20 protein-coding genes are annotated in these 24,477 nt (G+C 56.0%); 12 read left to right on the top strand and 8 right to left on the bottom strand.

All coding sequences use genetic code 11. From position 1 onward, the window contains the following. Positions 1-301: 301 nt before the first annotated feature. Both FE788_RS13535 and FE788_RS14355 read left to right on the top strand, forming a co-directional pair. The gene (locus FE788_RS13535) at positions 302-1,933 is read left to right on the top strand and encodes a long-chain-fatty-acid--CoA ligase (RefSeq protein ID WP_138381141.1); all 1,632 of its coding nucleotides are present in this window, start codon (positions 302-304) and stop codon (positions 1,931-1,933) included. A 50-nt stretch (positions 1,934-1,983) separates the two neighbouring features. Then, on the top strand, positions 1,984-2,661 hold the full coding sequence (locus FE788_RS14355; protein ID WP_138381140.1) for a LuxR C-terminal-related transcriptional regulator: 678 nt from the start codon (positions 1,984-1,986) through the stop codon (positions 2,659-2,661). A 5-nt stretch (positions 2,662-2,666) separates the two neighbouring features. On the opposite strand, the gene FE788_RS13525 is transcribed toward FE788_RS14355, so the two are convergent. The 3 genes from FE788_RS13525 to FE788_RS13515 all read right to left on the bottom strand — a co-directional run bounded on the left by FE788_RS13525 (position 2,667) and on the right by FE788_RS13515 (position 6,933). Continuing rightward, positions 2,667-4,085, bottom strand: a complete 1,419-nt coding sequence (locus FE788_RS13525; protein ID WP_138381139.1) for an ATP-binding response regulator — start codon at positions 4,083-4,085, stop codon at positions 2,667-2,669. 32 nt (positions 4,086-4,117) lie between these two features. Beyond that, positions 4,118-5,278, bottom strand: coding sequence for an FIST N-terminal domain-containing protein (locus FE788_RS13520; RefSeq protein ID WP_138381138.1), 1,161 nt, complete (start codon positions 5,276-5,278; stop codon positions 4,118-4,120). A 134-nt stretch (positions 5,279-5,412) separates the two neighbouring features. Further along, positions 5,413-6,933, bottom strand: coding sequence for an aldehyde dehydrogenase family protein (locus tag FE788_RS13515; protein ID WP_138381137.1), 1,521 nt, complete (start codon positions 6,931-6,933; stop codon positions 5,413-5,415). 538 nt (positions 6,934-7,471) lie between these two features. On the opposite strand from FE788_RS13515, the gene FE788_RS13510 reads away from it, so the two are divergent. The 7 genes from FE788_RS13510 to FE788_RS13480 are packed head-to-tail and all read left to right on the top strand — an operon-like array spanning position 7,472 to position 13,730. Next, the gene (locus FE788_RS13510; protein WP_138381136.1) at positions 7,472-9,859 is read left to right on the top strand and encodes a TonB-dependent receptor; all 2,388 of its coding nucleotides are present in this window, start codon (positions 7,472-7,474) and stop codon (positions 9,857-9,859) included. A gap of 59 nt (positions 9,860-9,918) precedes the next feature. Beyond that, complete coding sequence (locus FE788_RS13505; protein WP_138381135.1) at positions 9,919-11,073, top strand: amine dehydrogenase large subunit; 1,155 nt, start codon at positions 9,919-9,921, stop codon at positions 11,071-11,073. A 10-nt stretch (positions 11,074-11,083) separates the two neighbouring features. Then, the gene (locus FE788_RS13500; protein ID WP_168190432.1) at positions 11,084-11,635 is read left to right on the top strand and encodes a MauE/DoxX family redox-associated membrane protein; all 552 of its coding nucleotides are present in this window, start codon (positions 11,084-11,086) and stop codon (positions 11,633-11,635) included. Next, the gene (locus FE788_RS13495) at positions 11,628-12,242 is read left to right on the top strand and encodes a redoxin family protein (protein ID WP_138381133.1); all 615 of its coding nucleotides are present in this window, start codon (positions 11,628-11,630) and stop codon (positions 12,240-12,242) included. The genes FE788_RS13500 and FE788_RS13495 overlap by 8 nt, the downstream gene beginning before the upstream one ends. Before the next feature lie 19 nt (positions 12,243-12,261). Continuing rightward, positions 12,262-12,819: a methylamine dehydrogenase light chain gene (locus tag FE788_RS13490; protein ID WP_138381132.1), complete on the top strand. Its 558-nt coding sequence runs from the start codon at positions 12,262-12,264 to the stop codon at positions 12,817-12,819. 1 nt (position 12,820) lies between these two features. Then, positions 12,821-13,294 carry a c-type cytochrome gene (locus FE788_RS13485; RefSeq protein WP_138381131.1) on the top strand — a complete coding sequence of 158 codons (474 nt, stop codon included), beginning with the start codon at positions 12,821-12,823 and terminating at the stop codon, positions 13,292-13,294. A 1-nt stretch (position 13,295) separates the two neighbouring features. Then, on the top strand, positions 13,296-13,730 hold the full coding sequence (locus FE788_RS13480; RefSeq protein ID WP_138381130.1) for a c-type cytochrome: 435 nt from the start codon (positions 13,296-13,298) through the stop codon (positions 13,728-13,730). A gap of 158 nt (positions 13,731-13,888) precedes the next feature. Here the strand turns inward: FE788_RS13480 and FE788_RS13475 are convergent, their stop codons facing one another. From FE788_RS13475 to FE788_RS13460, 4 genes are all read right to left on the bottom strand, one after another. Beyond that, a complete protein-coding gene (locus FE788_RS13475) occupies positions 13,889-15,109 on the bottom strand; it encodes a styrene monooxygenase/indole monooxygenase family protein (protein WP_138381129.1) in 1,221 nt (406 codons plus the stop codon). 24 nt (positions 15,110-15,133) lie between these two features. Beyond that, positions 15,134-15,919: an SDR family oxidoreductase gene (locus FE788_RS13470; protein WP_138381128.1), complete on the bottom strand. Its 786-nt coding sequence runs from the start codon at positions 15,917-15,919 to the stop codon at positions 15,134-15,136. Positions 15,920-16,160: 241 nt separating this feature from the next. Next, on the bottom strand, positions 16,161-17,138 hold the full coding sequence (locus tag FE788_RS13465) for an AraC family transcriptional regulator (protein ID WP_168190431.1): 978 nt from the start codon (positions 17,136-17,138) through the stop codon (positions 16,161-16,163). Between the two features lie 170 nt (positions 17,139-17,308). Continuing rightward, the gene (locus tag FE788_RS13460) at positions 17,309-19,708 is read right to left on the bottom strand and encodes a TonB-dependent receptor (RefSeq protein ID WP_210414011.1); all 2,400 of its coding nucleotides are present in this window, start codon (positions 19,706-19,708) and stop codon (positions 17,309-17,311) included. A gap of 361 nt (positions 19,709-20,069) precedes the next feature. Here FE788_RS13460 and FE788_RS13455 point away from each other — a divergent pair, with 361 nt between their 5' ends. The 3 genes from FE788_RS13455 (at position 20,070) to FE788_RS13445 (ending at position 23,746) form a co-directional block, all read left to right on the top strand. Next, positions 20,070-21,644: a phytoene desaturase family protein gene (locus tag FE788_RS13455; protein ID WP_138381126.1), complete on the top strand. Its 1,575-nt coding sequence runs from the start codon at positions 20,070-20,072 to the stop codon at positions 21,642-21,644. 45 nt (positions 21,645-21,689) lie between these two features. Continuing rightward, positions 21,690-22,166, top strand: coding sequence for a flavin reductase family protein (locus FE788_RS13450; protein WP_138381125.1), 477 nt, complete (start codon positions 21,690-21,692; stop codon positions 22,164-22,166). 302 nt (positions 22,167-22,468) lie between these two features. Next, a complete protein-coding gene (locus FE788_RS13445) occupies positions 22,469-23,746 on the top strand; it encodes a dipeptidase (RefSeq protein ID WP_210414009.1) in 1,278 nt (425 codons plus the stop codon). Positions 23,747-23,778: 32 nt separating this feature from the next. On the opposite strand, the gene FE788_RS13440 is transcribed toward FE788_RS13445, so the two are convergent. Next, positions 23,779-24,246 carry a MarR family winged helix-turn-helix transcriptional regulator gene (locus tag FE788_RS13440; protein ID WP_138381124.1) on the bottom strand — a complete coding sequence of 156 codons (468 nt, stop codon included), beginning with the start codon at positions 24,244-24,246 and terminating at the stop codon, positions 23,779-23,781. Positions 24,247-24,477 lie beyond the last annotated feature (231 nt).

The raw sequence follows: 24,477 nt of genomic DNA, 5'->3' as shown, positions 1-24,477 counted from the left end.
CTTTTGTATGCGTTCGGTTAGGCAAACAGGTCACCTGTTGCACGCGATGCCTGTCCTTGAAGGGCATACTATAGTGGATGACAGGATTTTTGGAATAGCCGATTTTGAGCCGGCTTTCCCGCCAGGTGTCGAAGGTATCTGATACTAAAGCATTACAGTTCGCTCGAGGGGGGCATACGCCATTGGTCCAATGGACGCCCGATGCAGCGGCAGATAGAGTAAAGGGGGTAAATGGCGGTGAAAAATTTACTTTTGGGGAGACAACAATAACGTCTGTGCCGCCGGAACAGGGAGCAGAACCATGACACAGCCCGGACTGATGCAGTATAATGATCTGATGATTTCGTCTTTGATCCGTTATGCAGCGGAATATCACGGATCCACAGAAATTGTCACCCGCACAGTCGAAGGGCCGCTGCACCGATATACCTATCGTGAGGCGGAACATCGGGCAAAGAAGCTTGCTCAGGCGCTGATGCGCCGGCTGAACATTGTCTCGGGCGACCGGATTGCCACGCTGGCCTGGTCCACCTATCGCCATTTTGAAATGTTTTACGGCGTGTCCGGTATCGGGGCCATCCTGCATACGGCCAATCCGCGGCTGTTTGATGAACAGATTGTTTATGTCATCAACCATGCGGGCGGGCGGTATCTGTTTCTGGATGTGGATTTTGTGCCGCTGGTGGAAAAACTGGCGCCGCGCCTTAAACATGTGGAAGGCTATGTGATCCTCACCGACCGGGATCACATGCCCCAGACCACGCTGAAGAATGTCCATTGTTACGAGGACCTTCTGGCGGCGGAAGACGGGCAGATGACGTGGCCGGTTTTTGATGAAAAAAGCGCCTCGTCCATTTGTTACACTTCCGGTACGACCGGCAATCCCAAAGGGGTGATGTATTCCCATCGCTCAACCATCATTCATGCCTTGGCGGCGGCCCAGAACAGCGCCTTTGGCCTGTCCGTATATGATGTGATTCTGCCCATTGCGCCCATGTATCACGGCAATGCCTGGGGCTTGCCCTATATTGCCGCTATGCTGGGAGCCAAGCTGGTGTTTCCGGGGCCGAAGATGGACGGTAAACATATTCATGACCTGATTGAATGCGAGGGCGTGACCTTTTCCTGTGCCGTGCCAACGGTCTTTACCATGTTGTTTCAGTATCTTGAGGAAACGGGTCAGAAAGTTGACAGTCTTGAGCGTACCATGATCGGGGGATCCGCGGTGCCCAAGGCCATGAGTGACAAATTTTTGAAGGATTATGGAGTCAGGGTGCTGCAATTGTGGGGCATGACGGAAACCAGTCCGTTGGGCACCATCGCCTCGTCCACCCCCGAGGTGGACGCCCTGCCGCCGGAGGCGCGCGAGGCCGTACTCAGTAAACAGGGCCGGGTGCAATACGGGCTGGAAGTCAAGGTTGTGGACGAGCAGGGCAACCCGGTGCCCCGCGACGGGAAAACCTATGGTGATCTCTGGGTGCGCGGGCCGTGGGTGGTGGCGGAATATTACCGGGGCGAAGGCGGCCGGGTGCTGGACAAGGAGGGCTGGTTCCCGACCGGTGATGTGGTGACGCTAGACCGATATGGTTATATCAAAATCACCGACCGGGCCAAGGATGTGATCAAGTCGGGCGGCGAATGGATCAGTTCCATTGATATTGAAAACCTTGCCGTGGGACATCCGAAGGTGCTGCAGGCCGGAGTAGTCGGGGTCTATCACCCCAAATGGGAAGAACGGCCGGTGCTGATCATCAAGCCGGCGCCCGGCGCGTCGCCGACGGAACAGGAAATCCTGGCTTTTCTGGACGGCAAAATCGCCAAATGGTGGATGCCTGACAAGGTGTTTTTTGTAGAGGAAATGCCGCTCACGGCCACTGGTAAGATCAAGAAAATCACCCTACGGGAACGCTACAAGGATTGTTTGCGCGCCTAGATTCGCCTAAGCTTTACAGACTCGTATGAATCGGTAAGGGAGGCCGTCGTTTGACGCAAAGCAGGGTATTGATTGCGGATGATCACCCGTTGTTTCGTGAGGCGCTGAGCAATATTGTCCGCAGTGTCATGGGGCACGAGGTGATCTGTATCCAGACCTGTACGGCCCGGGAAACATTGGCCGCGGTGGAAGAAGGATCGGGATTTGATTTGATTCTTCTGGATCTGCTGCTGCCGGGCGCCGAGGGGTTTTCCTGTTTGATGGCCCTGCGTGACACGGCGCCGTCGACTCCTATTATCATCGTTTCGTCCAGTGAACACGAAGAAACCGTCCGGGAAAGCTTTGGACGGGGGGCCATGGGCTATCTGCCCAAATCCTCCTCCCAAGAGGTGATGCGCCATGCCTTGCAACTGGTGATGAGTGGCAACAGCTATATCCCGTCCCAGGCGTTGGGGGTGAGCGGGGAACGTGCTCCGGATGCGCCTCCTCCTTCGCGAGAAAAGACGACCCCGCCGGATCTTTGTATCGCCGCCCTCACGCCCCGGCAACGGGCCGTTCTGGAGCTTCTGGCCAAGGGCAAACCCAACAAGGTCATCGCTTATGAGCTGGGCATATCCGAAATTACCGTAAAGGCCCATGTTTCCGCCATTTTACGCAAGCTTGGCGTCAGCAATCGTTTACAGGCGGTGATTGCGGCCAAAAATCTTGTTGATCAGTCACCATCCTGACGCACTCATGAAAGGGCATGTTTGATCAGCGCCGCCAGCCGTGCCGGTTTAACCGGTTTGTATAACAACGGAATTTGTAAACTCTCCAGCCGGTCCCGCAATTCCTGGTTCCGGTCGCTGGTGATGATCAGGCCGGGCAGGGCAGGGTCAAATTCCGCACGGATTTCCCGCAGGGCGTCAAGGCCGTTAGTGGTGGGGCCCAAATGATAATCCGCAATGATCAGGCCGGGGATCAGATCCTGTTCGATAAGTGGGATCAGACACCGTTCGGCGGTGGTTTCGGCCACCACCTTGCAGGTCCAGTTGCGTAACAGGGCACGCATCCCGTCAAGCACCTGCGGATCATTGTCCACCACAACAATCACCCGTTCTCCAAGCAGGTCGCAGAGATTGGTTTGCGGGATCTTCCCGGAGGAAGACTGTTCAGGGGACGTCTCGCGCAGCTGGTGGGGTTTGCCCAGCGGCAGAGTGACACCAAAACAGGAGCCCTTGCCGTAAACCGAGGCCACCGTGATGGACAAGCCCAACAGACGGGCAATGCGGTCTACAATGGACAGTCCCAGGCCGATACCGCGGGTCCCGATGCTGCTGTCTTCATGCACCTGTCGGAATTCTTCGAAAATGGTTTCCAATTGGTCTTCGCGGATACCGATGCCGCTGTCATAGACCATCAAGGTTACCCCGTCGGCATGGCGCCGGCAGCCGATCAGTACCTTGCCCTTTTTGGTATAGCGGATGGCATTGCTCAGGAAATTCCGCAAAATGGTCTCCAGCAGTCGCCCATCCGAGTAGACCACGGCGCTGCTGGGCACCATGCGCACCTCCAGTCCGCGATCCGTGCCGGTTTTGATATATTCCGGCACAATCCGGTTCAGCAGATCCTGCACCGGAAAATGATGGAAATTGGGTTTGATGCCGCCGGCGTCGAGTTGGGAAATATTGAGCAACACACTCAGCAGATCATCCAGAGCATCAAGGGCGGCACCGATCCGTTTCACCGTTTCCAGCCGGGGGATGTCGGTTTCGGTGTCTCCTAGGCTGTCATTTTCCAAAGAACCCAGAAACAGACGCGCCGCATTCAGGGGCTGGCGCAGATCGTGGCTGGCGGTGGCGAGGAATTTGGTTTTGCTTTGATTGGCCTCTTCCGCCTGCTGTTTGGCAATGCGCAGGGCTTCTTCCACCTTTTCCCGTTCCGCCAGTTCCGCCATCAGCCGGGCATTCAGTACCTTTAATTCCCGGGTTCGGTGCTCAATGGTTTTTTCCAGATTGATGGCGGTCTGGAACAGGGAAAAACTGTCTTTCTGCTGGTCCATCTCCTGTTCCACCCGCTCCATCAGAACCTGAACGGTTTTATTGAGCCGGGCATTTTCCAGAACCAGCCGTTTGATTTCCTCATCTGTAAGGCGGCTTTGGCGTTCAGTCATGGGCCCGAAGTTCTCCTATATATGTTCGGCGTTTATATGTTCGGCGTTTCAGGCCGGTCCCGGCCGATGGCGACACAGGAAAAGGAATTGTTCATATGCACGGTGTTATATTGCTCACCGAAAGAGGCAAAGCCGACGGTGCGGGCCCGGGCATAGATTTCCGACATTTCCTCTAATATCCCCTGTTCTTCAAACGTCATCTGCCGGGCCGCACAATCACACCCCAGAACCAGCGCCGGTGGGCCGATCTCGGCTTCCATTTTCCGGAACAGTTCCATCAGGTTGTTTTGCGGGTCATCCGGTCGGGCAATACTGCAGACCACACCCTTGTCGATGGCGCAAGCGAATTTGATGCTGCGTTTTTCCGGCAGAATGCCAATGATACCGCGGGAAAAATAACTGCCGCCGACCCGCACCAGAACGGGGTGATTGCTGACCACCAAAAGGTTAAGGTCTTTTTCGTCCAGTCCACACAATCGGGCATATTCCTGGGTGGCGGGCAGGCCGTTAATCTCGGAAACCTCGCGGGTGATGGGGTCCGCTTCGGTGATCACCGCCCGGGCGTCGCCGGCCACATAATGATGGGTATAGGCCACCCGGAACGGCAGCCGGGTATGAAACAGGGTGATGACGGCGCTGTCGGTATGGAACCGGCCTTCATGAAAAATCCGGGTCTGTTTCAGTTTCCAGTCATCGGCGGTAGAGCCGCCGATCATGTTGATTTCGCCGAGTTCGCTGCCGATTGCGGCAGTGACCCGTTCCTCCGCGCCGCTTAGGCCGTCTATCAGCATAAAAGCAAAGCTATTGGATCCGCTGACAGCGGGGCTGATCGTCTTGAAATCCCGGACCAGTTTCCGGGCAAACCGGATGCCGTCCTGCAGGGTGAAACTGCTGATATTGTCATAACGGCGGCTCATGCAAGTGAAATAGGCGTTGTTGAAGGCGGCCCCGGTCAGGGATCCCTTGCGGTAACCATCCGGGGTAATCTCTCCGGCGGTGGTGCAGCCGATCAGGGGAATATCACCGAAACAGTGGTTAAGTTCCTGTTCCAGCCGGCTTGTATCAAATGCCGGGGAACAGAAAAAAATCACCAGCGCCGGGGCATCCGCGTCCTGACACAGCCCGTTATACAGTTCCCGGACGGCGGTCTTTTCATCCCGCGCCAGGGAATAGGCGGTTGTGACTTCTGTCATTCATATGCTCCCATGAGCCTTTCACTTTACTGTAATGCAGGCAAAGACCCAAATTCCAGAAAAAAGGCCCGGTCCGAACGGGCCGAGCCTGTCAGGAAAGGATCCTGCGGGGATCCTTTGAGGCCGGTCGTGGATCAGGCCATGATGCAAACGGATTTGGTGTGGGTGTACAGTTCCAGAACCTCCTTGCCCAGTTCGCGGCCATATCCAGACTGTTTGAAACCGCCGAACGGCATGGCCACGTCGAGAATATTGTGACAGTTCACCCAGACTGTTCCCGCCTTGATTTTGGGGACAATATTGATGATGTTGCCCACGTCCCGGGTCCACAGACTGGCGCCGAGGCCATAAATGGTGTCATTGGCCATCCGGATCACCTCATTGACATCGTTGTAACGCTGGACGCACAGGACGGGGCCGAAAATTTCCTCGCGCACCACGGTCATGTCGCGATGGGTGTCTGCCAGAATAGTGGGTTCGACAAAATAGCCCGTCTCACCACGCCGTCTGCCGCCGGCAATGACGCTGGCGCCCTCGCGCCGGCCAATGTCGATATAGTTCATGACCCGGTTGAGCTGGGTCTCGGAAACCAGCGGATTGATCATGTTTTCCGGATCAAGGCCCGGCCCGATACGGAGTGTAGAAGCGTTGTCCGCCAGACCTTCCAGCACCCGGTCATAATGCTGGTCGGGGACAAACAGTCGCGAACCGGCACAACAGACCTGCCCCTGATTGAAAAAGATGGCGCTGGCAGCACCGGGAATGGCGACGTCCAGATCTGCATCGGGCATGATGATGGCCGGTGACTTGCCGCCCAGCTCCAATGAGACGTTCTTCATCGTGTCCGCCGCCGCCTTGGCGATGATCTTGCCCACTTCGGTGGAGCCGGTGAAGGCGATCTTGTCCACCTCCTCATGGGCTGTCAGCGCCGCGCCGGCGGTATGGCCGAAACCGGGCACGATGTTTACCACCCCATCGGGGAACCCCGCCTCGCAGATCAATTCGCCGAGCCTAAGCGCGGTGAGCGGGGTTTCTTCGGCCGGTTTAAGCACAATAGTGCAGCCGCTGGCCAGCGCCGGCGCCATTTTCCAGGCGCACATCAACAGTGGAAAATTCCACGGGATGATCTGCCCCACCACGCCAACGGGTTCACGTAGGGTATACCCAAAAAATTTTTGGTCCGGGGCAAAGGGCACACTCAAGGGCAGCACATCGCCGGTGATCTTGCTGGGCCAGCCGGCCATATAGCGAAAGGTTTCGATGGCCACCTGAATATCCACGGCGCGAGCAATGGCCTTGTTCTTGCCGTTGTCGAGGGCTTCCAGTTCCGCCAATTCGTCGGCATTTTCCTCAATCAGATCCGCCACCCGATGCAAAAGCCGTTCCCGCGCCGAAGGGGTCATGGTTGCCCAGGGGCTATCTTCATAGGCCGCGCGGGCGGCTTTGACCGCCCGGTCGATATCTGCGGCATCCCCTTCGCTGATCTCGGTGATTACGGACCCGGTAGCCGGGTCCAGGGTCTGGAACGTCTTCCCGGACAAGGCCTCCACCCACTGGCCATTAATCAGCATCTGTCGGGGACGGGATATAAATTGCCGGGCCTTGTCGCCCAAGGCCGATTTCAAGGCCGATTTGTTGTCGCTTGCCGCATCCATTGTCTTTGCGTCCTTCCTATGTTTGTGGCCTATGTTTGTGGCCTATGTTTGTGGCCTATGTTTGTGGCCTATGTTTGTGGCCGCCTTTGATTATCATGGTCACCGTAATGGCGGGCCGGGATTTACCTTGGGTGAATTATTTCACGATCCGATGGGGCCGGAAATTAGACATTGGGATCAGGGGATATCGGCCGGACCCTGACGACAGGACCCTCATCTCTTTGATTTATCTGGAATTTATCTGAACTCCCACGGCGGGGAAGCGGGAAATAATACTATAGTATCAGGTGGCGGACTCGTCTGATCCCTTTGTCTAGCTTGTGGACGGGGGAAGCTTATCGTTATGCTTTTAGGGTGAGCAAAGTCCCGACCACAGCGTTTCAGGATCGTCTGTTTCAGGATCGTCTCAGGCCGATCGGGATAAAGAAAAGATAAATGCCTTATAAATGCCTTGAGGGAGGCCATCTCGGACATCTCACGCCGAACCACATGATTTAGGGCCACATGATTTAGGGCCACATGATTTAGGGAGAGAAATATGTCGTATCACAATTCCGCCACCAGACATCCCAACCGTCGCGTTATTTGCAACGCCGCCCGTGACGTCACTTTGGCGGCAACAACTGCACTTGTGGTATTGGGCCATGGGCCGGTACTGGCCGAGGAGGCCGCCCAGAAAGAGGCCCAGAAAGAGGCTAGGCAGAAAGAAGGCCGGGAGTCCATTTTCATGGACGAAATCGTCATTACCGCCCAGAAGCGTGAACAGTCCGCCCAGGATGTGGGTATATCCATTACGGCCTTTTCCGGCAGTCAGTTACAAGCGCTGGGCTATACCAATGCGCAGGAAGTGACGGCGCTGGCCGCTGGGGTCAGCACCCTACAGCCCAACGGCGAGGCCAATTATTCCATCGGCATTCGCGGGGTGGCCAACAATGACTTCACCACCAATGTGGAAAGCCCGGTCGCCATCTATGTGGACGAGGTCTATATCAGCCAGATGTCCGGCGCCGGTTTTATGCTGTTTGACATTGACCGGGTGGAGGTGCTGCGCGGACCGCAGGGCACCCTGTTCGGGCGCAATGCCACCGGCGGTTTGGTGCAGTATGTGACGGTCAAACCGTCGCAGGAATTCAACGGCTATGGCAGTATTTCCTACGGCAGTTTCGAGCGGATCAAATTCCAGGGCGCGGTGGGCATGCCGATTTCCGACAAGCTGTCCGCGCGGGTGTCCGTGGCCACCCACCAGGGGGACGGTTATGTGACCAACCGTCTGAAACCGGATCAGAAACTGAACAATGCCAATGAATATGCCGGGCGCCTGCAATTATTGTTTGAACCGTCCGAGACGGTGGATTTTCTGCTCAACGCCCGCATCGGTAAGCAGGATATCCGCACCGGCTTTTTCGAAAATGTTTCGGCCGCGTTCCCGGACGGGAATCTGACACCGACCGTGCCGATCACCAATCTGGATAACTATCTCGATAATGACGGCGACGTGTTTGCCGGGGATTATGATCGGACAGGGAAGAACGATCTGGAAACCTATGGTTTTACCGGCACGCTGAACTGGGACATGGAATTTGCAACCCTGACCAGCATCACCGATTACCAATCCGTGACCCGGGACTATATCGAGGATTCCGACGCCTCGCCGGTCAATTATTTCAACTTTTTCCTGACCACCGACGCAGAACAGTTTTCCGAGGAATTGCGTCTTGCGGGCGAGACGGAAACCCTGAAATGGGTGACGGGGTTCTATTATATGAGCCTTGATATTAATGACAGCAACGGCGGCATCACGCCGGGCCTGTTCGAGGCGGTGTTCGGGCCGGTGGATGAGCTCGGTTTTAACGGCATCCGCAATCCCTATACCACGGAAATTGACACCTGGTCGCTGTTCGGGCAGGTGGAATATAACCTCACTGATGAATTGAGCCTGATTGCCGGGTTCCGTTATATTGACGAAAAGAAATCGCATTTTTACCGGGATATTCTGGTGCAGTTCCCGGACACCTCCACCAGCGGCCTGGACCCCAATGCGGTGGAAATTGTCGATGCGGTAACCCCTTATGAGGATGAGCGGCATGACAAAAACTGGTCGGCCCGCGCCCAGATCAACTATATGCCCAATGAAGACCTTTTGATGTATGCGAGCTGGAACCGGGGGGTGAAGTCCGGCGGGTATAACGCGCCGCTGCTACCAACGGATATTTTTGTCACTGATGCCTTCATGAAATATGAACCCGAAACGCTGGATGCGTTCGAGGTCGGGTTCAAATGGGATTTTGCCGAAGGTAGGGCGCGTCTCAACGGGGCCGCCTATTATTACGACTATAACGATTATCAGGCCTTTTCCATCATCGGGCTTGATACCTTTACCCTGAATGCCCAGTCCGAAAACAAGGGATTCGAGCTGGAACTGCAAATGGCGCCGGCCGATGGCCTGGATCTGCAATTCGGCATTGCCTATATCGACGCGGATGTGACCGAGGTGCCGGGCATCAGCAGTGATGTGGAAACCCCGGCGGGGACCTTTGCGGCGCTGCGCCCTGGGGAAACGGTGCGGCCGGTGCAGACCCCGAAATGGAACCTGAATGGTCTGGTGCGCTATGAAGTGCCGCTGTCCGCCGGCAGTCTGGCGGTGCAGGTGGACGGGCAGTATCGCAGCGAACACAGTTTCGGGCTTCTGGAAACCGAGGCGCTCACCGAAGACGGTTATTTTGTCGGCAATGCGTCCGTCACCTATTACGGGGACAGTGAGAACTGGTCCCTCAGGGTGTTTGTCAGAAACATCACTGACGAAGAATATCTGGTGCAGACCTTTGATTTGTCGGGCACGGTGGAAAATGGCGGCCTGTTCGGGTTGGTGGAACAATATTACGGCATGCCGCGCACCTGGGGCGCCAATCTGACGTTCAACTTCTGATAAACGCCGGGCTTTTCCTTAAACAAGGCCCGGCACTCCTCTGACACAGGGAATGATCCATGACGAAAAAAACACTTTTGGGACTCATGGGGGCGGCTCTGCTCTGGCCCCAGGCGGGGTGGACGGAGCTGGAAATTGAACCGACCCCGAATGTGATGACCCTGCCAGCGCAATACCCGTCAAGCTGGCTGTTTGCCCATGACGCTAATTTTTTCAGTCTGGTGGACGGCAAGGTGGTTCTGCTGGATGTCGCCGCCGACAGCCGTCAGTATAAGGGGTCTCTGGGTGCCAGTCAGTTCGCCTCTTTCCTGCAATCGCGAAACGGCCGCGAGCTGTATGTGGCCGAAACCTTCTATTCCCGGGGGACCAGGGGAGAGCGCACCGATGTGGTGACCATATATGACAGGGAAAATCTGGCCCCTGTTGATGAAATTCTCCTGCCCGGCAACCAGAGGGGCCATGTGGTCACACAAAAAGCAACCCTGCAGCAGACCCGCGACGGGCGTTTCCTGATGGTGTTCAATTTTACCCCGGCGGCCTCCGTTACAGTGATTGACATCAAAAACCGGAAAATCATCAATGACATTGCTATTCCCGGCTGTAGCCTCATGTATCCCACGGGCGAAAGCGGATTTTCCACCCTGTGCGGCAATGGCACCATGATGAGCTTTGTACTGGACAGGGACGGAAAGATTGCCGATCAGGCTACCACCGAAACATTCAACGATATCAGCAACAATCCCCTGTTCATGAAAATGGCTGAGGTGGACGGCGTGGCTTATTTTCCCACCTTCAAGGGGGATGTGGTGCCGGTGGATTTGCGGGGAACGGCGGCCCGACTCCTGAAACGCTGGTCTCTGGTGCCCGAAGAAGAGCGGGGCGGGCACTGGCGGCCTGCGGGCTGGCAGGTAGTCACCGCTGATGATCAGGGACGGCTTTATGTACTGATGCAGGAAGGCGGCCGGGAAGGCAGCCACAAAGACGGCGGTGGGGAGGTCTGGGTTTATGACGTGCAGAAAAAAACCCGCCTTTCGCGCCATGTGCTGAAAAATTGGGGGATTTCCATCGAGGCCACGCGAGGCGATGAGCCATATCTTGCCGTGACCAATGCGGATATGTCGCTGGATGTGTACAGGGCAGAAAGTGGCGAGTTTATCCGCAATATCGGTGGCCGTTTTGCGGAAATGCCGATCGTGCTTCATGCGGCGGAATAGGGAGGAAAAAATGGATCCTGCACTCATCAAGACCGGCAGTCTGTTTGTCGCTGTGCTTTTGCTTCTGGCGGCGTTTCACAAACTGCACCGCCTGACTGATTTTAAAAAGGTGCTTGCTGGCTATGACCTGGTGCCCGGCCCGCTGCTGCCGCTGGCGACGGTTCTTGTGCCGTTCGTCGAGGCGGTGCTGGGGCTTGGCCTTGTCCTGCCGGGGATCGCGCCTTATGCCGCTCTTGGTGCATCGGGACTGTTTATGGCGTATGGCGGCATGATCGGGATTGCCCTGTGGCGCGGTCGGAAGGCCATCGATTGTGGCTGTTCTTTCGGGGCACGGCCGGTTCGGCTCAGCCTGTGGATGCTGCCGCGAAATCTGTGTTTGAGTGTGCTGGCCCTCGGGCCGGTCTTCACGGCGGCGTCCCGTTCGCTCATGGCGTTGGACTATCTCAATATTCTGGCCGGGGTGCTGTTTTTTGGCCTGGTTTATCTGGCGGTTGAAGGGCTGCTCGCCAATCGCGCCTATTATCTGACCCATATGCTGAAAAAGGAACATTCCCATGGTTGATGTGCTGATCATCTCGCAAATATTTCTCTGGATTGCCGTGATTGCGCTGGGGGTGCTCTGTTTTGCGCTCACTCGGCAGATTGGAGTGCTATACGAACGGATTGCCCCGGCCGGCGCCCTGTCCATGAACGAAACGCTCAAGGCCGGGCAGATGGCTCCCGCTATCACCTTGCCAGATCTAACGGGGCAGAGGGTAGATATTGGCGGTGCGCGGGACAAAGGCCGGAGCGATGGGCGCAGCCAGCTGCTGTTTTTTCTCTCGCCCGACTGTCCGGTCTGCAAAAGCCTGCTGCCGGCGCTCCGCTCCCTGCGGACGGCGGAACGGGACTGGCTGGATGTGGTGCTGGCCAGCGATGGCGCGGCCGGAGCGCATCGGGAATTTATCCGGGATCAGGGGCTTGCGGATTTTGTTTATATAAATTCGGAACATCTGGGGCGGCAGTATGGCGTGTCCAAACTGCCTTATGGGGTGCTGATTGATGAGACAGGGCGGATTGCGGCCATGGGACTGGTGAACAGCCGGGAACATCTGGACAGCCTGCTGACAGCCAAACATCAGGGGGTGCATTCCATACAGGATTATCTGAACCGACGGAAACCGGCATAAGATCAGAGAGGATAATATTATGCGACTGCTGGATAAACTAACGGAAAAACTGAGCCGCCGGGTGGCGCAGACCAGTTCCCGACGCGGGTTTCTTGCCGGTCTTGGCACAGCGCTGGTGGGGGCAGGCGCCTTTCCGGTGCTACCGGTGGCCCGGGCGTCGGCTTCGGGCGGGCCGGGCGGAAACGGTTATCCCGGGGTGGCCCCGCAAAGCACGGGACATCCCGAAGATCCCGGCGATCCTGCGAGTTGCGATTACTGGCGATATTGCGCCATTGATGGATTTTTATGCAGTTGCTGTGGGGGTAGTCAGAATGCCTGTCCACCGGGCACGGAAATGAGCCCGATCACCTGGATCGGCACCTGCCAGAATCCGGCGGACGGCAAGAATTACATCATTTCCTATAACGATTGTTGCGGCAAGACAAGCTGCTCTCGCTGCCTGTGCAACCGCAATGAAGGCGACCGGCCCATGGTGCGTGCGCAGGACAACAACGACACCAACTGGTGCCTGGGCACCTCCAGCACGGTTTATACCTGTTCCACAGCCGTGATCATCGGTCTGGCATTGGAGCAATGACATGCGGCGGATATATTTGGGTGTGCTGACCGTCCTGTTGTCTTTGAGTGTGGCATCAGCAAAGGATGAGGATGGCGAAAAACTCTATAAACGCTGTGCCGCCTGTCATCTGTCTTCCGGGGCAGGGGTGCCGGGGGCGTATCCGCCGATTCACGAGCGTCTCGGGCCCCTGGCGCAAAGTGACGCGGGTCGGGATTATCTGGTGTGGGTGGTGCAGGCCGGGCTTGCGGGTTCCATGACGGTAGGCGGAATCGCCTATCGCGGTATGATGCCGGCGCAGGGGCCGGCACTGAAGGCGGATGGCATTGCCAGTGTGCTGAACTATGTTATGGAAGAGCTGAACGGCCTGAAAAACAGTCCCGACTGGACACCGTTCACGCCACAGGAGGTAAAGACCATTCTGGACAAAAAACCCCGTCTTCGGGCCCACGAGGTCATGAAACGCCGGCCTGAGGCCCTGCGGGAAAAGGACTGACATGAAAACACGCTGTCTGACATATATTGCTGTGGGAATGGGTTTCCTGAGTATCGGGATTTTGGCGTCCGACGCGGCGCGGGCGGAAAATGCCACGCCGGAAATTAACTGGATTCTGAACTGTCAAGGCTGTCACAGGGCCGATGCATCGGGGGTGCCTGGGGAAGTACCGTCCATGAAGGGGGAGGTGGCCAAGTTCCTGTTGGTGGAAGGCGGCCGGGACTATCTGATCCGAGTGCCGGGCGTGGCCTTTGCGGCGCTGAAGGATGACGAAATTGCGGCGTTGGTCAATTGGATGTTAGAGGTTTATGATCCGGATCATCTGCCCGAGGATTTCGCCCCCTATACGGCAGAAGAAGTGAGGCGTTTGCGGCGCATTCCGCTGGTGAATGATGCTGCCGAAATGCGGGCGCGTCTGATGCATGAACTAGAGTGAATTGTGAATAGGTTAGCTCAATTCACTCTAGCGATCCGCTAAAATCTTTCCGTTTTGAACAGGTCGGTTCTTGTTATGTAAAAAACCCCTCCCGGTTTAGGGAGGGGCAAACAGTCTGGGCAGAGAAGAAATAGAAAAGAAGAAACAGAAAAGACCAATCAGGCCACTTTCTTGAGATAATCTTCAGCCGCCTGGGGTTGCATGAACCAGGGAAAGAAATCCACCGGATTATCAAAGCCGTTGGCAATGCGGCTAGCGATTTCCGGGTGCTGCTGGGCGGCACCGAGCAGTTGCTGGATATGCGCTGGCGGCGGCAGCAGCAGGGCGTTGGTCCAGTCCACAACGAATTTGGCATATCCCCAGAATCTGTCAAAGGTTCGGTTCATCCATTCTGCGTCAAAGGGCTGGTCTTCGCGATTGATGATTTGCTCATAATAGATTTTGGCGCATTTGGTGGCATTGTTGGACCCCTGTCCGGTGATGGGATCATTCAGGCAGACCGCATCACCAAGGCCGAACACCTGATTGCCGGACGGCAAGGTGCCCACAGGCTTGCGGATGGTGGGCGGGAAACGCCCGGCCAGAACACCGTTGTCGTCCGTCAATTCGATATCGGTGCAGCGTTCAGCTTCCCAGGGCAGGAACTTGTCGAGAATAGCCTTGCTCATGGCCAGATGCTCTTCGGGGGTTTTGACGTCACCCCAGCAATCCATGGGGCCGCCGGGAATGCCTTCAAACACCATGATCTCGCAGGGGCCGGTAGTGGTCAGCGCGGGGAACACAAAATATTCGCCCACGCCGGGGATCAGGTTAAAACAGACGGCGGAGAACGGCTCGCGCGGCGTTAAGTTTTTCACATAGGTGAGCGCCAAAGCCCGCTGCGGCTTGTCAAAGGCGCTTTTTTCGGCATCCCGTTCAAACAGTTTGCCGATTTCTCCTTTGCCGGAGGCAACGAGGGTGAGGTCGCTTTCCGCAGTGTAGTTTTCCAACTCTTCAATGCCGGCTTCCTGAATGATCAGTTTGCCGCCGAGGCGCTCGAATTCATCCATCCAGACCGGCATTTTTACCCGTTGGTCCACGGACATGGCCGGGGCGTCGAGGCGCGCGGCCCATTCCACGGCCTTGCCCCCTTCGCCATCGGGGATGGTCACGCCGATGCCCTCCACCGGCGGACAGGTATCTTCCCAGAAATCGAGGCCAAATTCCCGCTCAATTTCAAGGGCGCGGTTGAACATGCACTGGCTGGACAGTACCCGGCCGTTTTTCAGCTCTTCGCCGGTGCGGTTGGATACGATGGTAACGTCATAACCTTTTTTCAGCAGGGCGCAGCCCAGCAGCAGTCCGGACTGGCCGGCGCCGATGATGGTGATTTTTCTCATGTGAAGTCTCCGAATTTTTTGGTTTTAGTTGGCAAGTTTGGCAAGCGCATCTTCCTGTTGTTCCGGACCAATGGCGGTATACCCCCCATCAACGGGAATATCGGCGCCATTAATGAAACTGGCGTGATCGGAACACAAAAACAGAACCGTATCCGCGACTTCCTCGGGATCGCCCACCCGGCGGTTGATGTGGAAAGGCGCGGCAACCTTGTCGGTTTTGGCCCGGTCCCCGCCGGTGACTTGATCCATGATTCCGCACCAGATCCAGCCCGGCGAAACGGTATTCACCCGTATCCCGTCTTCAGCCAGCAGCAGGGCTTCGTTCCGGGTGATCTGATGAATGGCGCCTTTGGTCATGGAATAGAGCAGGCGGCCCGGTTGGGCGCGTTTGGCGCTGATACTGCCGAAATTCACCACACAGCCTTTGGTTTTTTTCAGATGCGGGCGGGCCTTCTGAACCAGCATGAAACCGCCGGCGACATTGACATTGACGGCCTGAAGGAACTCTTCACGGGTGGAATCCATGCCGTTATCCAGATAGGTGCAGGCGATATTGATGACAAAATCCAGCCGCCCGAAATTGTCCAGGGCGTTATTGATGCAGTTGTCTAGATCCGTATCCGAAGTGACGTCAGTCTTGACAAATATGGCCTTATCTCCCAGCCGGTCGGCCAGCGCCTGGCCCGGCTCTTCGGCGATATCGGCAATGATGACTGAAACGCCGGCTTTGACGAATGATTCCGCCACAACGGCTCCAATGCTGGTGGCGCTGCCGGTCAGGATGGCAGCTTTTCCTTCTAAACCTTTCATCGTGGTCCCCTTAAACTTCTATGCCTCGATTCTTCCTAAAATTTTCTTAGGTGACCATTGAACAAAAAACGGTGGCAAAACGCTATGCAGGGACTGCGGCTGCTGTCCGGAAACTGCCGCGAAGACAGGCGTGGTGAGGAGAAAATGGCGAAAGGTGCCCTAAAAAAGATGTCCCGAAACTGAATCCTGTCCGGAGAAATTAGGCGCCGTTCTGTTACTCCCAAAAAAGGAGGGGGGGAGGTTAAACCTGGGTGCGACGACGCAGGGTTTCGGACGGGGTTTCCCCGTAAACCTTACGGTAATTGACGGCAAAACGGCCCAGCTGGGAAAACCCCCATTTGGTGGCGATACGGGTGACATTGCTGTCTTCGCTACCGCGAAGCAGGTCTTCTCTCACCCGCGCCAGCCGCAGTTTGAGAATATATTTCATAGGCGTAGTGCCCCGGAAATTCTTGAAACCGTCAAACAGGGAACGTTCGCTGACACCGGCCACATTGACCAGATCGTCAATGGAAATATTTTCTTGCAAATGTTCCATGATATAGTCTTCAGCCAGTTTCACATGCCGGGGCACGGCGCAGCTTTCCTGGGCCATCAGGGTTTCGCTGTAATTGTGGCTGAAGGAATACAGGATTCCGGTAAGAATATTCCGTTCCAGGTCTTCCAGCAGGAACCGGGACCGCCAGGGATCCAGCCCGTTGTCCAGATCCTGAATCAGATGCGCAATATGTCGCCACCAGCTTTGTGCGTGGCGGTTATTATCCTGAACTTGGCTGTCGAACAGGAGTGGTTTTTCCACCGGCCGCATGAGAATTCGGGACAGGCGTTCGGTAATGGCGGCCGGTTTGACTTGAAGCAGCAGCTTGCGACAGTCGGCGCTCCAGCACATGCGGGTATATTCGGTGGGGTTGATGACGGACGGGGTGTGTCGGGTGGACTGAAACATCTTGCCGCCGGTTTCGATTTCAGCGGCTCCTTCAAGGGGAAGCTGAAACAGATAAAAATCCTTGAGATAGCCGGGCTCCACATAAATGTCGGAGCCATATTCCATATAATTGACGGATACACCGGACAGGCGGGCATGATTGTGAAGCGCATTGACGTCAGTCCGGCCCTTGGGCGTAAGGCGATGGTCACAATAAACCCGGCTGACAAGCTCGCGGGCCTCGTCAGCATCGTGGGTATGGAAAAGGCTGAACCTGTCTAGCGGTTTGGTCATGGTTTGCGTCCCTGTTTTCCCCCCATGATCCATTATTGAATGGCAGCCTAACATATTTTTTTCCTCGCGGCGACTCTGTGTTTGATCCCGTCAAAGTGTTTGTGGCCAAAGAGGCGCGGTAGTGACAACGGCAGGGCCTCTTACAGGACCCTGCCGCATAATTTATGCATTTAGAAGGAGAACCGGGCTGTCACATACCATTCACGACCCCGGTCGAACAGACCTTCAAAGGACTGGAAGGCGTCGCCGATAATGCCGGTGATCAGGTATTTTTCGTTGCTCAGGTTCTTCACTCCCCCCACCAAGGCAATGGTTTCCATTTCATTGCGCCAGGTGATATTGGCGTTCACAAGATGATATCCTTCCTGACGGATTTCAGGGGTGTTGAAGGCGTCATTATCGAATTCGGACCGATAGGACCAGTCAACGCGCGGGGTCAACGACCCGTTACCATCCAGATAAATTTCCTTGGAGACGGCAGCGCTCAAAGTCCAGTCGGATACCCGGTCAAGCCGATTGTTCTTGTCCACAAAGGTGGTGGCGAAATCAATCTCGTCATAACCCGCGTCTAGATATCCCAGACCCGCCTCGACAAACCAGCCCTCAGCCGGAATAAACTGGGTTTCCAGTTCAAAGCCTTTGATGGTGGCGGCCCCGGCATTTTTAGTGATCGGGGCGACGCTGGTGAAGACCTGCACCTGCATGTCCGTATAATCGGTATAGAAGACCGCGCCATTGAGCCGCAGGCGGTTGTCGAGGCCGGCATATTTGAAGCCCAGCTCATACACGGTGGCGAATTCTGGATCGAAGGTGGGAATCAGCTCGATATCCGGGGTGCCCGGGGGGGCGGTGAAGGGCGGCACGATCGGCGGGAATACCCGCTGGGAGAAGCCGCCGGATTTAAAGCCTTCGGAATAGCTCACATAGACCATCAGGTCATCATTGACGTCATAGGACAGGTTCAGATACGGATCCAGTTCATCAAAGCTGAGCTCTTTTTCCAAATTGGGCAGAATCCGCTGTCCCGCTTGCAGGAAAGGTGCGTCGAGGAGCGGATCACCGGTGCCGGCAAAATAGTTCTGATGAATGATCTGGTCCGGGGTGAATTTCTTGGTTTCATCCGTATACCGCAAGCCGGCGGTGACGTGGAACTGGTCTGTGACGTCATACGTGGCTTGGGCAAAGGCGGCGATATTTTCATTGTCATAGAGTCCGCCGCTGCGGAACCGGGACACGGTGAAATCCAGTTCGTTGACGTTGTTGCCATCCTCCGTGAAATAATAGGCGCCCAGAATCCAGTTCAGGCGGCCTTCCAGAGAGGTGCCCAGAAGCTGGAATTCCTGGGTGAACTGTTCCTGATCCAGAAAATCCAGGAACTGGGAAATACGGTGGGGGGAATGGTCACCGTCGCGGGCAAAGGTGCTGTCCAGATTGCGGTAGGCGGTGATGGATTTAAAGGTTAGTGTCTCATTGATGTCCCAGGTGATATTCAGATTGGCCGCCCAGAAGTCACTGCGGGAAAAGGCCGGCGCTGTGCCAGCGGTTCTTTGCTCGCCGTCAAACACATAACGATCATCATAACAGCCCGGCACCGCCAGATTGAGTGTCGCCCCGGGCAGCGCGCAGGGCATGGGCGCACCACCCGCTGCGATATTGGCGCCCACATTATGGATGGTGGCCATGGGCGGTGTTTCAGGGTCAATGGGGCCCGCATAATTGATGCCGATCAGGGTCAGCGCCGGACCGTTTTCCCGGTCTCGAGTGCCTTCCACAGAAAGCTGGATTTCCAGATCCTCGCTCGGGGTCAGCAGGAAACTGGCGCGGCCGGTAAGCGTATCGTCATCACCCAGGTCGATGCCGTCGTCCCGTGTCACATATCCGTCCTGGGTCAGCGACGCGACGGCAAAGTTGCTGTAGAAATTATCGGCCAGCGGCAGATTGACGGAGGCTTTGAGATCAAAACGGTTGTCCGTGCCATAGGTGGCGGATAATTTGCCGGCAAACTCTTCATGGGGTTTTTTGGTGGTGATGCTAATGGCGCCCCCGATGGTGTTGCGACCGAACAGCGTGCCCTGCGGGCCTTTGAGCACCTCAATGCGCTCCACATCCACCAGATCCAGAATGCCACCCACGGATCGGGCAATATACACTCCGTCCACATACAGCCCCACGCCGGGTTCCGTGGTTGGCAGGAATTCTTTCTGGCCCACACCGCGGATATAGATGGCGGCCGAATTGCTGGCCCCGCCGAAGCTCGGGTTGTTCTGGAAAGACAGGTTGGGGGTGAAGGCCGCAATCTCGCCCACGTCGGTGACGCCGCGATATTCCAGCCCTTCGCCGGTGAAGGCGGAAATGGCAATCGGCGTGGACTGCAGGCCCTCTTCGCGTTTACGGGCGGTGACGGTGATCTCTTCCAGCAACCATGCTGTACGGTCATTGTTGTCTGCGGCTTCATCTGCGCTGGCGGCCGGGACGCTTATAAGAAAGCCGCCACTCAGGGACAGCATGGTCCCATACAGAAGGGAAGATTTGAGAATACTTTTCTGAATACGCGGAATCACACTTCGCATTGTTGCCTCCAACTTATATTTTTCGCGTTTTGATTTTTTTATCCTGGCAACAACTATTTTACATCTGAAATAAATAGGCTATGCATATCCTGCAGCCGCTATCAAAAAACTGCGACGTTTTAAAAAAATCACAACTTCATTGATCTCTGTCAAAGACGCGGCCCGGATGAGAGAGGCCAAGGGGCGGGTTTTTGCAGAAATGTCACAGGCCGTGCAGAAAGTGCATAGCAGGAAGAGGCGGTTTTTCCTAACGTTTGGGCGTGGTGCAGACACGGCCTGCGGGTGTCAGGTTTGCACAACAGAAAACAGATAAAACATACACAACGATAAATGACACTATAAAATACAGGGACCCAGGCGCATGTCAGAATTTGATGTCGTGATCATTGGTAGCGGAATCAACTCGCTTGTGGCGGGAGCACTTCTGTCCCGCAAAGGACATAAGGTCTGTATTCTGGAGCGGAACGATTATGTTGGCGGGTGTATCAAAACGGATGAAATCACGCTGCCGGGCTTTCATCATGATGTTTTTTCCGGGTGGCATCCGCTGTTTGTCACCTCGCCGGCCTATGCTGAACTGGGAGAGGAACTGCATGCGCTGGGTCTGGAATATGTCAGTACCTCTAAACCCACCGGTGTGGTATTGCCGGACGGCCGCAATTTCATTCTGAGAAATTCCCGCGCAGAAAATCTTGATGCGTTGCAACGATTCGGGGAGGGGGAGGTGCGGGCCTATGAGCGGGCCATGGCGGATATCGAACAGAATGCCGAATTGATTTTCGGTCTTCTGGGAGCCGATGTCAGAACCTTCCCAACCCTGAAGCTTATGGTGCGGAGTTTATGGAAACGGGGCTTTCAGAGCCTCTGGGATTTTGCCGGCCTGTCCATGGAAAGCTGCCGGAAATGGCTGGACAAAAATTTTGACAGCGACGAAGTGAAGGCCTGTTTTGCCCCCTGGATTTTGCACACGGGGCTCGGGCCGGAAGATACGCTGTCGGGTCTGATGGGCAAGCTGATTGCGTTCAGTCTGGAACAGGCCAGCATGCCCATTGTCAAAGGCGGCAGCAAAAACCTGGTGTCGGCTTTTGTCCGGCTGATTGAAAAACATGGCGGGATATTGCAGACCCGCCGGCATGTGGACCAGGTCCTGATCCGGGACGGCCGGGCCGTCGGGGTCAAAACCGCAGACGGGGACATTTACTCGGCCCGCAAAGCGGTCATCGGCAATGTAACCCCGACCCAGCTCTACGGGAGCCTGCTTAAAGAAGCCGCCGTGCCCGACGCTATCCAGCAGCAAAGCCGCGATTATCAGTATGGCGCTGGCTGCATGCAGATCCATCTGGCGCTGGATGCGCCGCCTGAATGGCAGGACAGCGCCTTGAACGATGTGGCGATGATTCACCTCACGCCAGGTCTGGACGGGGTATCAAAAGCGGTAAATGAAGCCCGGCGCGGCCTGCTGCCGGAAACGGCCACGGTGGTCGTGGGGCAGCCGACGGCGCTGGATCCTTCGCGCGCTCCGGCGGGTAAGGCGATCCTCTGGCTGCAATTGCAGGAACTGCCCTACAAGGTAAAGGGCGACGCGGCCGGCCGGATCGCGGTGCCTGAGGGCGGCCAGTGGACGGCCGAACTGAAAGAAGCCTATGCCGATCGTATTATCGACCGGATTGCCGTGCATGTCCCGAATCTGAAAGAAAAGATCCTGCACCGCACGGTGCTCTCCCCACGGGATTTGGAACAGCAGAACATTAATCTGGTGCAGGGAGACCCCTATTCCGGTGCTTGCAGCATTGATCAGTTCATGATGTGGCGACCTTTGAAATCGACCCCGAATCACAGGACACCGGTGGCCAATCTGTATCAGATTGGGGCGTCTACCCATCCGGGGCCGGGGCTGGCCGGCACATCGGGATATATTGTATCCCAATATTTGTAAGCCAGTATTTGTCAGATCGTATTTTCAGGAAAAGGGCGAAAGCATATGACTACACAGTTTGATCCCAAGGAATTACGCGCCGCTTTCGGAAAGTTCGCCACCGGCGTCACGGTGATCACCACCGAGGTGGAGGGGGAAATCCACGGAATGACGGCCAATTCCTTTACGTCCGTATCTCTGGCGCCGCCACTGGTGCTGGTCTGTTTGGACAAACGCACCCGTCTGCATGGACTGTTGTTTACCGGGGCGAGGATCGGGATCAATATCCTTTCCGACCATCAGACGGATATTTCCAACAGTTTTGCTGGCGCACCGGGCCCTGAACCGGAAATTACCTTTGACCGGGAGGACGGGTTTCCCTTTATTGAAGGCTGTTTGTGCCATATCGGCGGCACGGTGCAGAATATTATCGAAGCCGGCGACCATTATATCTATCTGGCGAAAGTGGATCTGCTGCGTCAGGGAGAAGGCGAGCCGCTACTGTATTATGGTGGCCGGTATAACCACCTGAAAAACGCCTGATCCTTTTGCGGTCCGATCGTTTCTGATCTCACTTTACGGTTTTTGTCCTCCCCCCTCCGGTGACCTGGGTCTGTCCCGAGCCTGCTGCCAATCCCCCAAACCCGGGTCACCACCTTTTTTCACTTTCTGTTTTGCCCGTCCCCTTAAAGCGGCACCGGCATCGGGGCGCCTTGGGTAGGTCCTTGAAAAATAGCTATCGACTATGACTCGCCAGTCGGGCATTCTTAGGTCTCTTGACGTATGGTGGGGAGGCTATGGCTGTGTCCACGCAAACGCAAACGGGTAAATCAGCAGTGGAAAAGATGATGAGCGTATATGTAAAACGACTGATTATGGCAGGTTTGGGTGTGGGGATCAGTGCGGGGCTGTATCTTGGCAGCGGGGCAAGGGAGCCGGGATGGGCTCTTGAAACCGGACAAAAGGTGATGGAACTCCATCGGGAGGTGTTAACCCTGGACAGCCATGTGGACATTCCCGACAATTTCGCCACCCCCATGGTGGACGCCGCCCACAGCCCACGTCAGCAGGTGGATCTTGATAAAATGGATCAGGGCGGGCTCGATGCGGCATTTTTTATTGTCTATGTGGGGCAGGGACCACGCAATGACTGGGGCTATGACCATGCCAGAAAAGCAGCGCTGAACAAGTTTGACGCCATTCATCGCATGGTGGCGCAATATCCGGACCGGATCGGTCTGGCACGGACGGCGGCCGAGGTGCGCCGCATTGCGGCATCGGGCAGGAAAGTGGCCCTGATCGGCATTGAGAACGGTTTCGTGATCGGCCGGGATCTGGGCTTTGTGCAACGTTATTATGACCTTGGCGCGCGGTATATGACCCTGACCCATAACGGCCATAACGATATTGGTGACAGCGCCCAGCCGGCGGAAAAATTTGGCGATGCGCCGGAAGAATATGGCGGGCTCAGCGCCTTTGGCCGCAAGGTGGTTGAGGAAATGAACCGGCTAGGTATGCTGGTGGATGTGTCCCATGTCTCCAAAAAAACCATGTTGCAGGCGACAAGACATTCCCGGGTGCCGGTGATTGCGTCGCATTCGGGGGTGCGCGCACTGGTGGATCATCCCCGCAACATGGATGATGAGCAGCTTCTGGCCCTGAAGGAAAATGGCGGTGTCATTCAGATCACCGCCGTGGACGCGTTCCTGAAACACAGACCGCAAGCTTATCATCAGGCGGTGGACCGGATTCGCCGGGAACTGGGATTTACGGAATTTCTGATGGAGCGGTGGGCGCCGCAGGCTTTATATGAGACTTATCAGCGCCGGCTTGCGCAAGAGGTGGCGCCGACCTGGCCGCCGGCGACGGTCGGGGATCTGGTGGACCATATTGATCATGTGGTCAAGCTGATCGGTATTGATCATGTGGGTATTGCCTCGGACTTTGACGGCGGTGGCGGCATTGAGGGCTGGCGAACGGCGGCCGAGACCGCCACTGTGACGGCCGAGCTGGTTCGGCGTGGCTACAGCGCCGAAGACATCGCCAAAATCTGGGGCGGCAACCTGCTCAGGGTTCTGAAAGCGGCCGAGGATTATGCCGCACGTATTGAACAAGGCCAGTAAGGCAGAATGGGTCAACCTCTTCACAATTCACTCTAAATATTGATATTTTCCTCAATACGCCTGAGATAGGCCAGAAGCTGCTGTCTTTCCTCTTCTGAGAACCCCTTCAGCGCCTCATCCTGGCGGGTATAGGCTTTGGGATAAACGAGATGGAATGTTTCCCGCCCCTTTGGGGTCAGGTAGACCAGAATATAGCGGTTGTCCTGTTCCTGAACGCGTCGCACCACAAGACCTTCTTCCACCATTTTGTCCACAACCCGGCTGATGGAGGATTGTTCCATCATGGTATAGTGGCATAATTCGCCCATGCTCCGGCCGTCCCGGGCATTCAGCGCCGCCAGAACCCGCCAGCGCGACACATTGATTTTCAATGGGCGCAGGTCGTTCTGCAGATCCATATTCAGGCGGTTGGTGATGCGATACATGACATAGGGGATGAACCCCTCCAGAACGGATTCGTTGTTTTCGGGCAGCGGAATGATAATGTCTTTGTCGGTCATATTGGTCAGGCCATCCCCATAAAAAGATCTGAAAAATAATCCGGCGTGGATTCTTTATACCCGGTGCGTGAGACATTGTCAGCAATCCTGCCCTGTGAAATACGTGAAATGTGAAATACGCGAAATGTGAAATATGGTTCGGTGCAGTGAAGCGGTTTTTAGCCCGCGCCCCCAATTCGCCTCCATCGCCCCTTTGCGGTGTCAGACGATCAAGCATGCCCCGCCGGTAAG

This window comes from Luteithermobacter gelatinilyticus (assembly GCF_005849285.1).
GTDB lineage: Bacteria > Pseudomonadota > Alphaproteobacteria > Sphingomonadales > Emcibacteraceae > Luteithermobacter > Luteithermobacter gelatinilyticus.
Note: the sequence above shows the minus strand (reverse complement) of the source record. Positions and strands in the feature narration are given on the sequence as shown.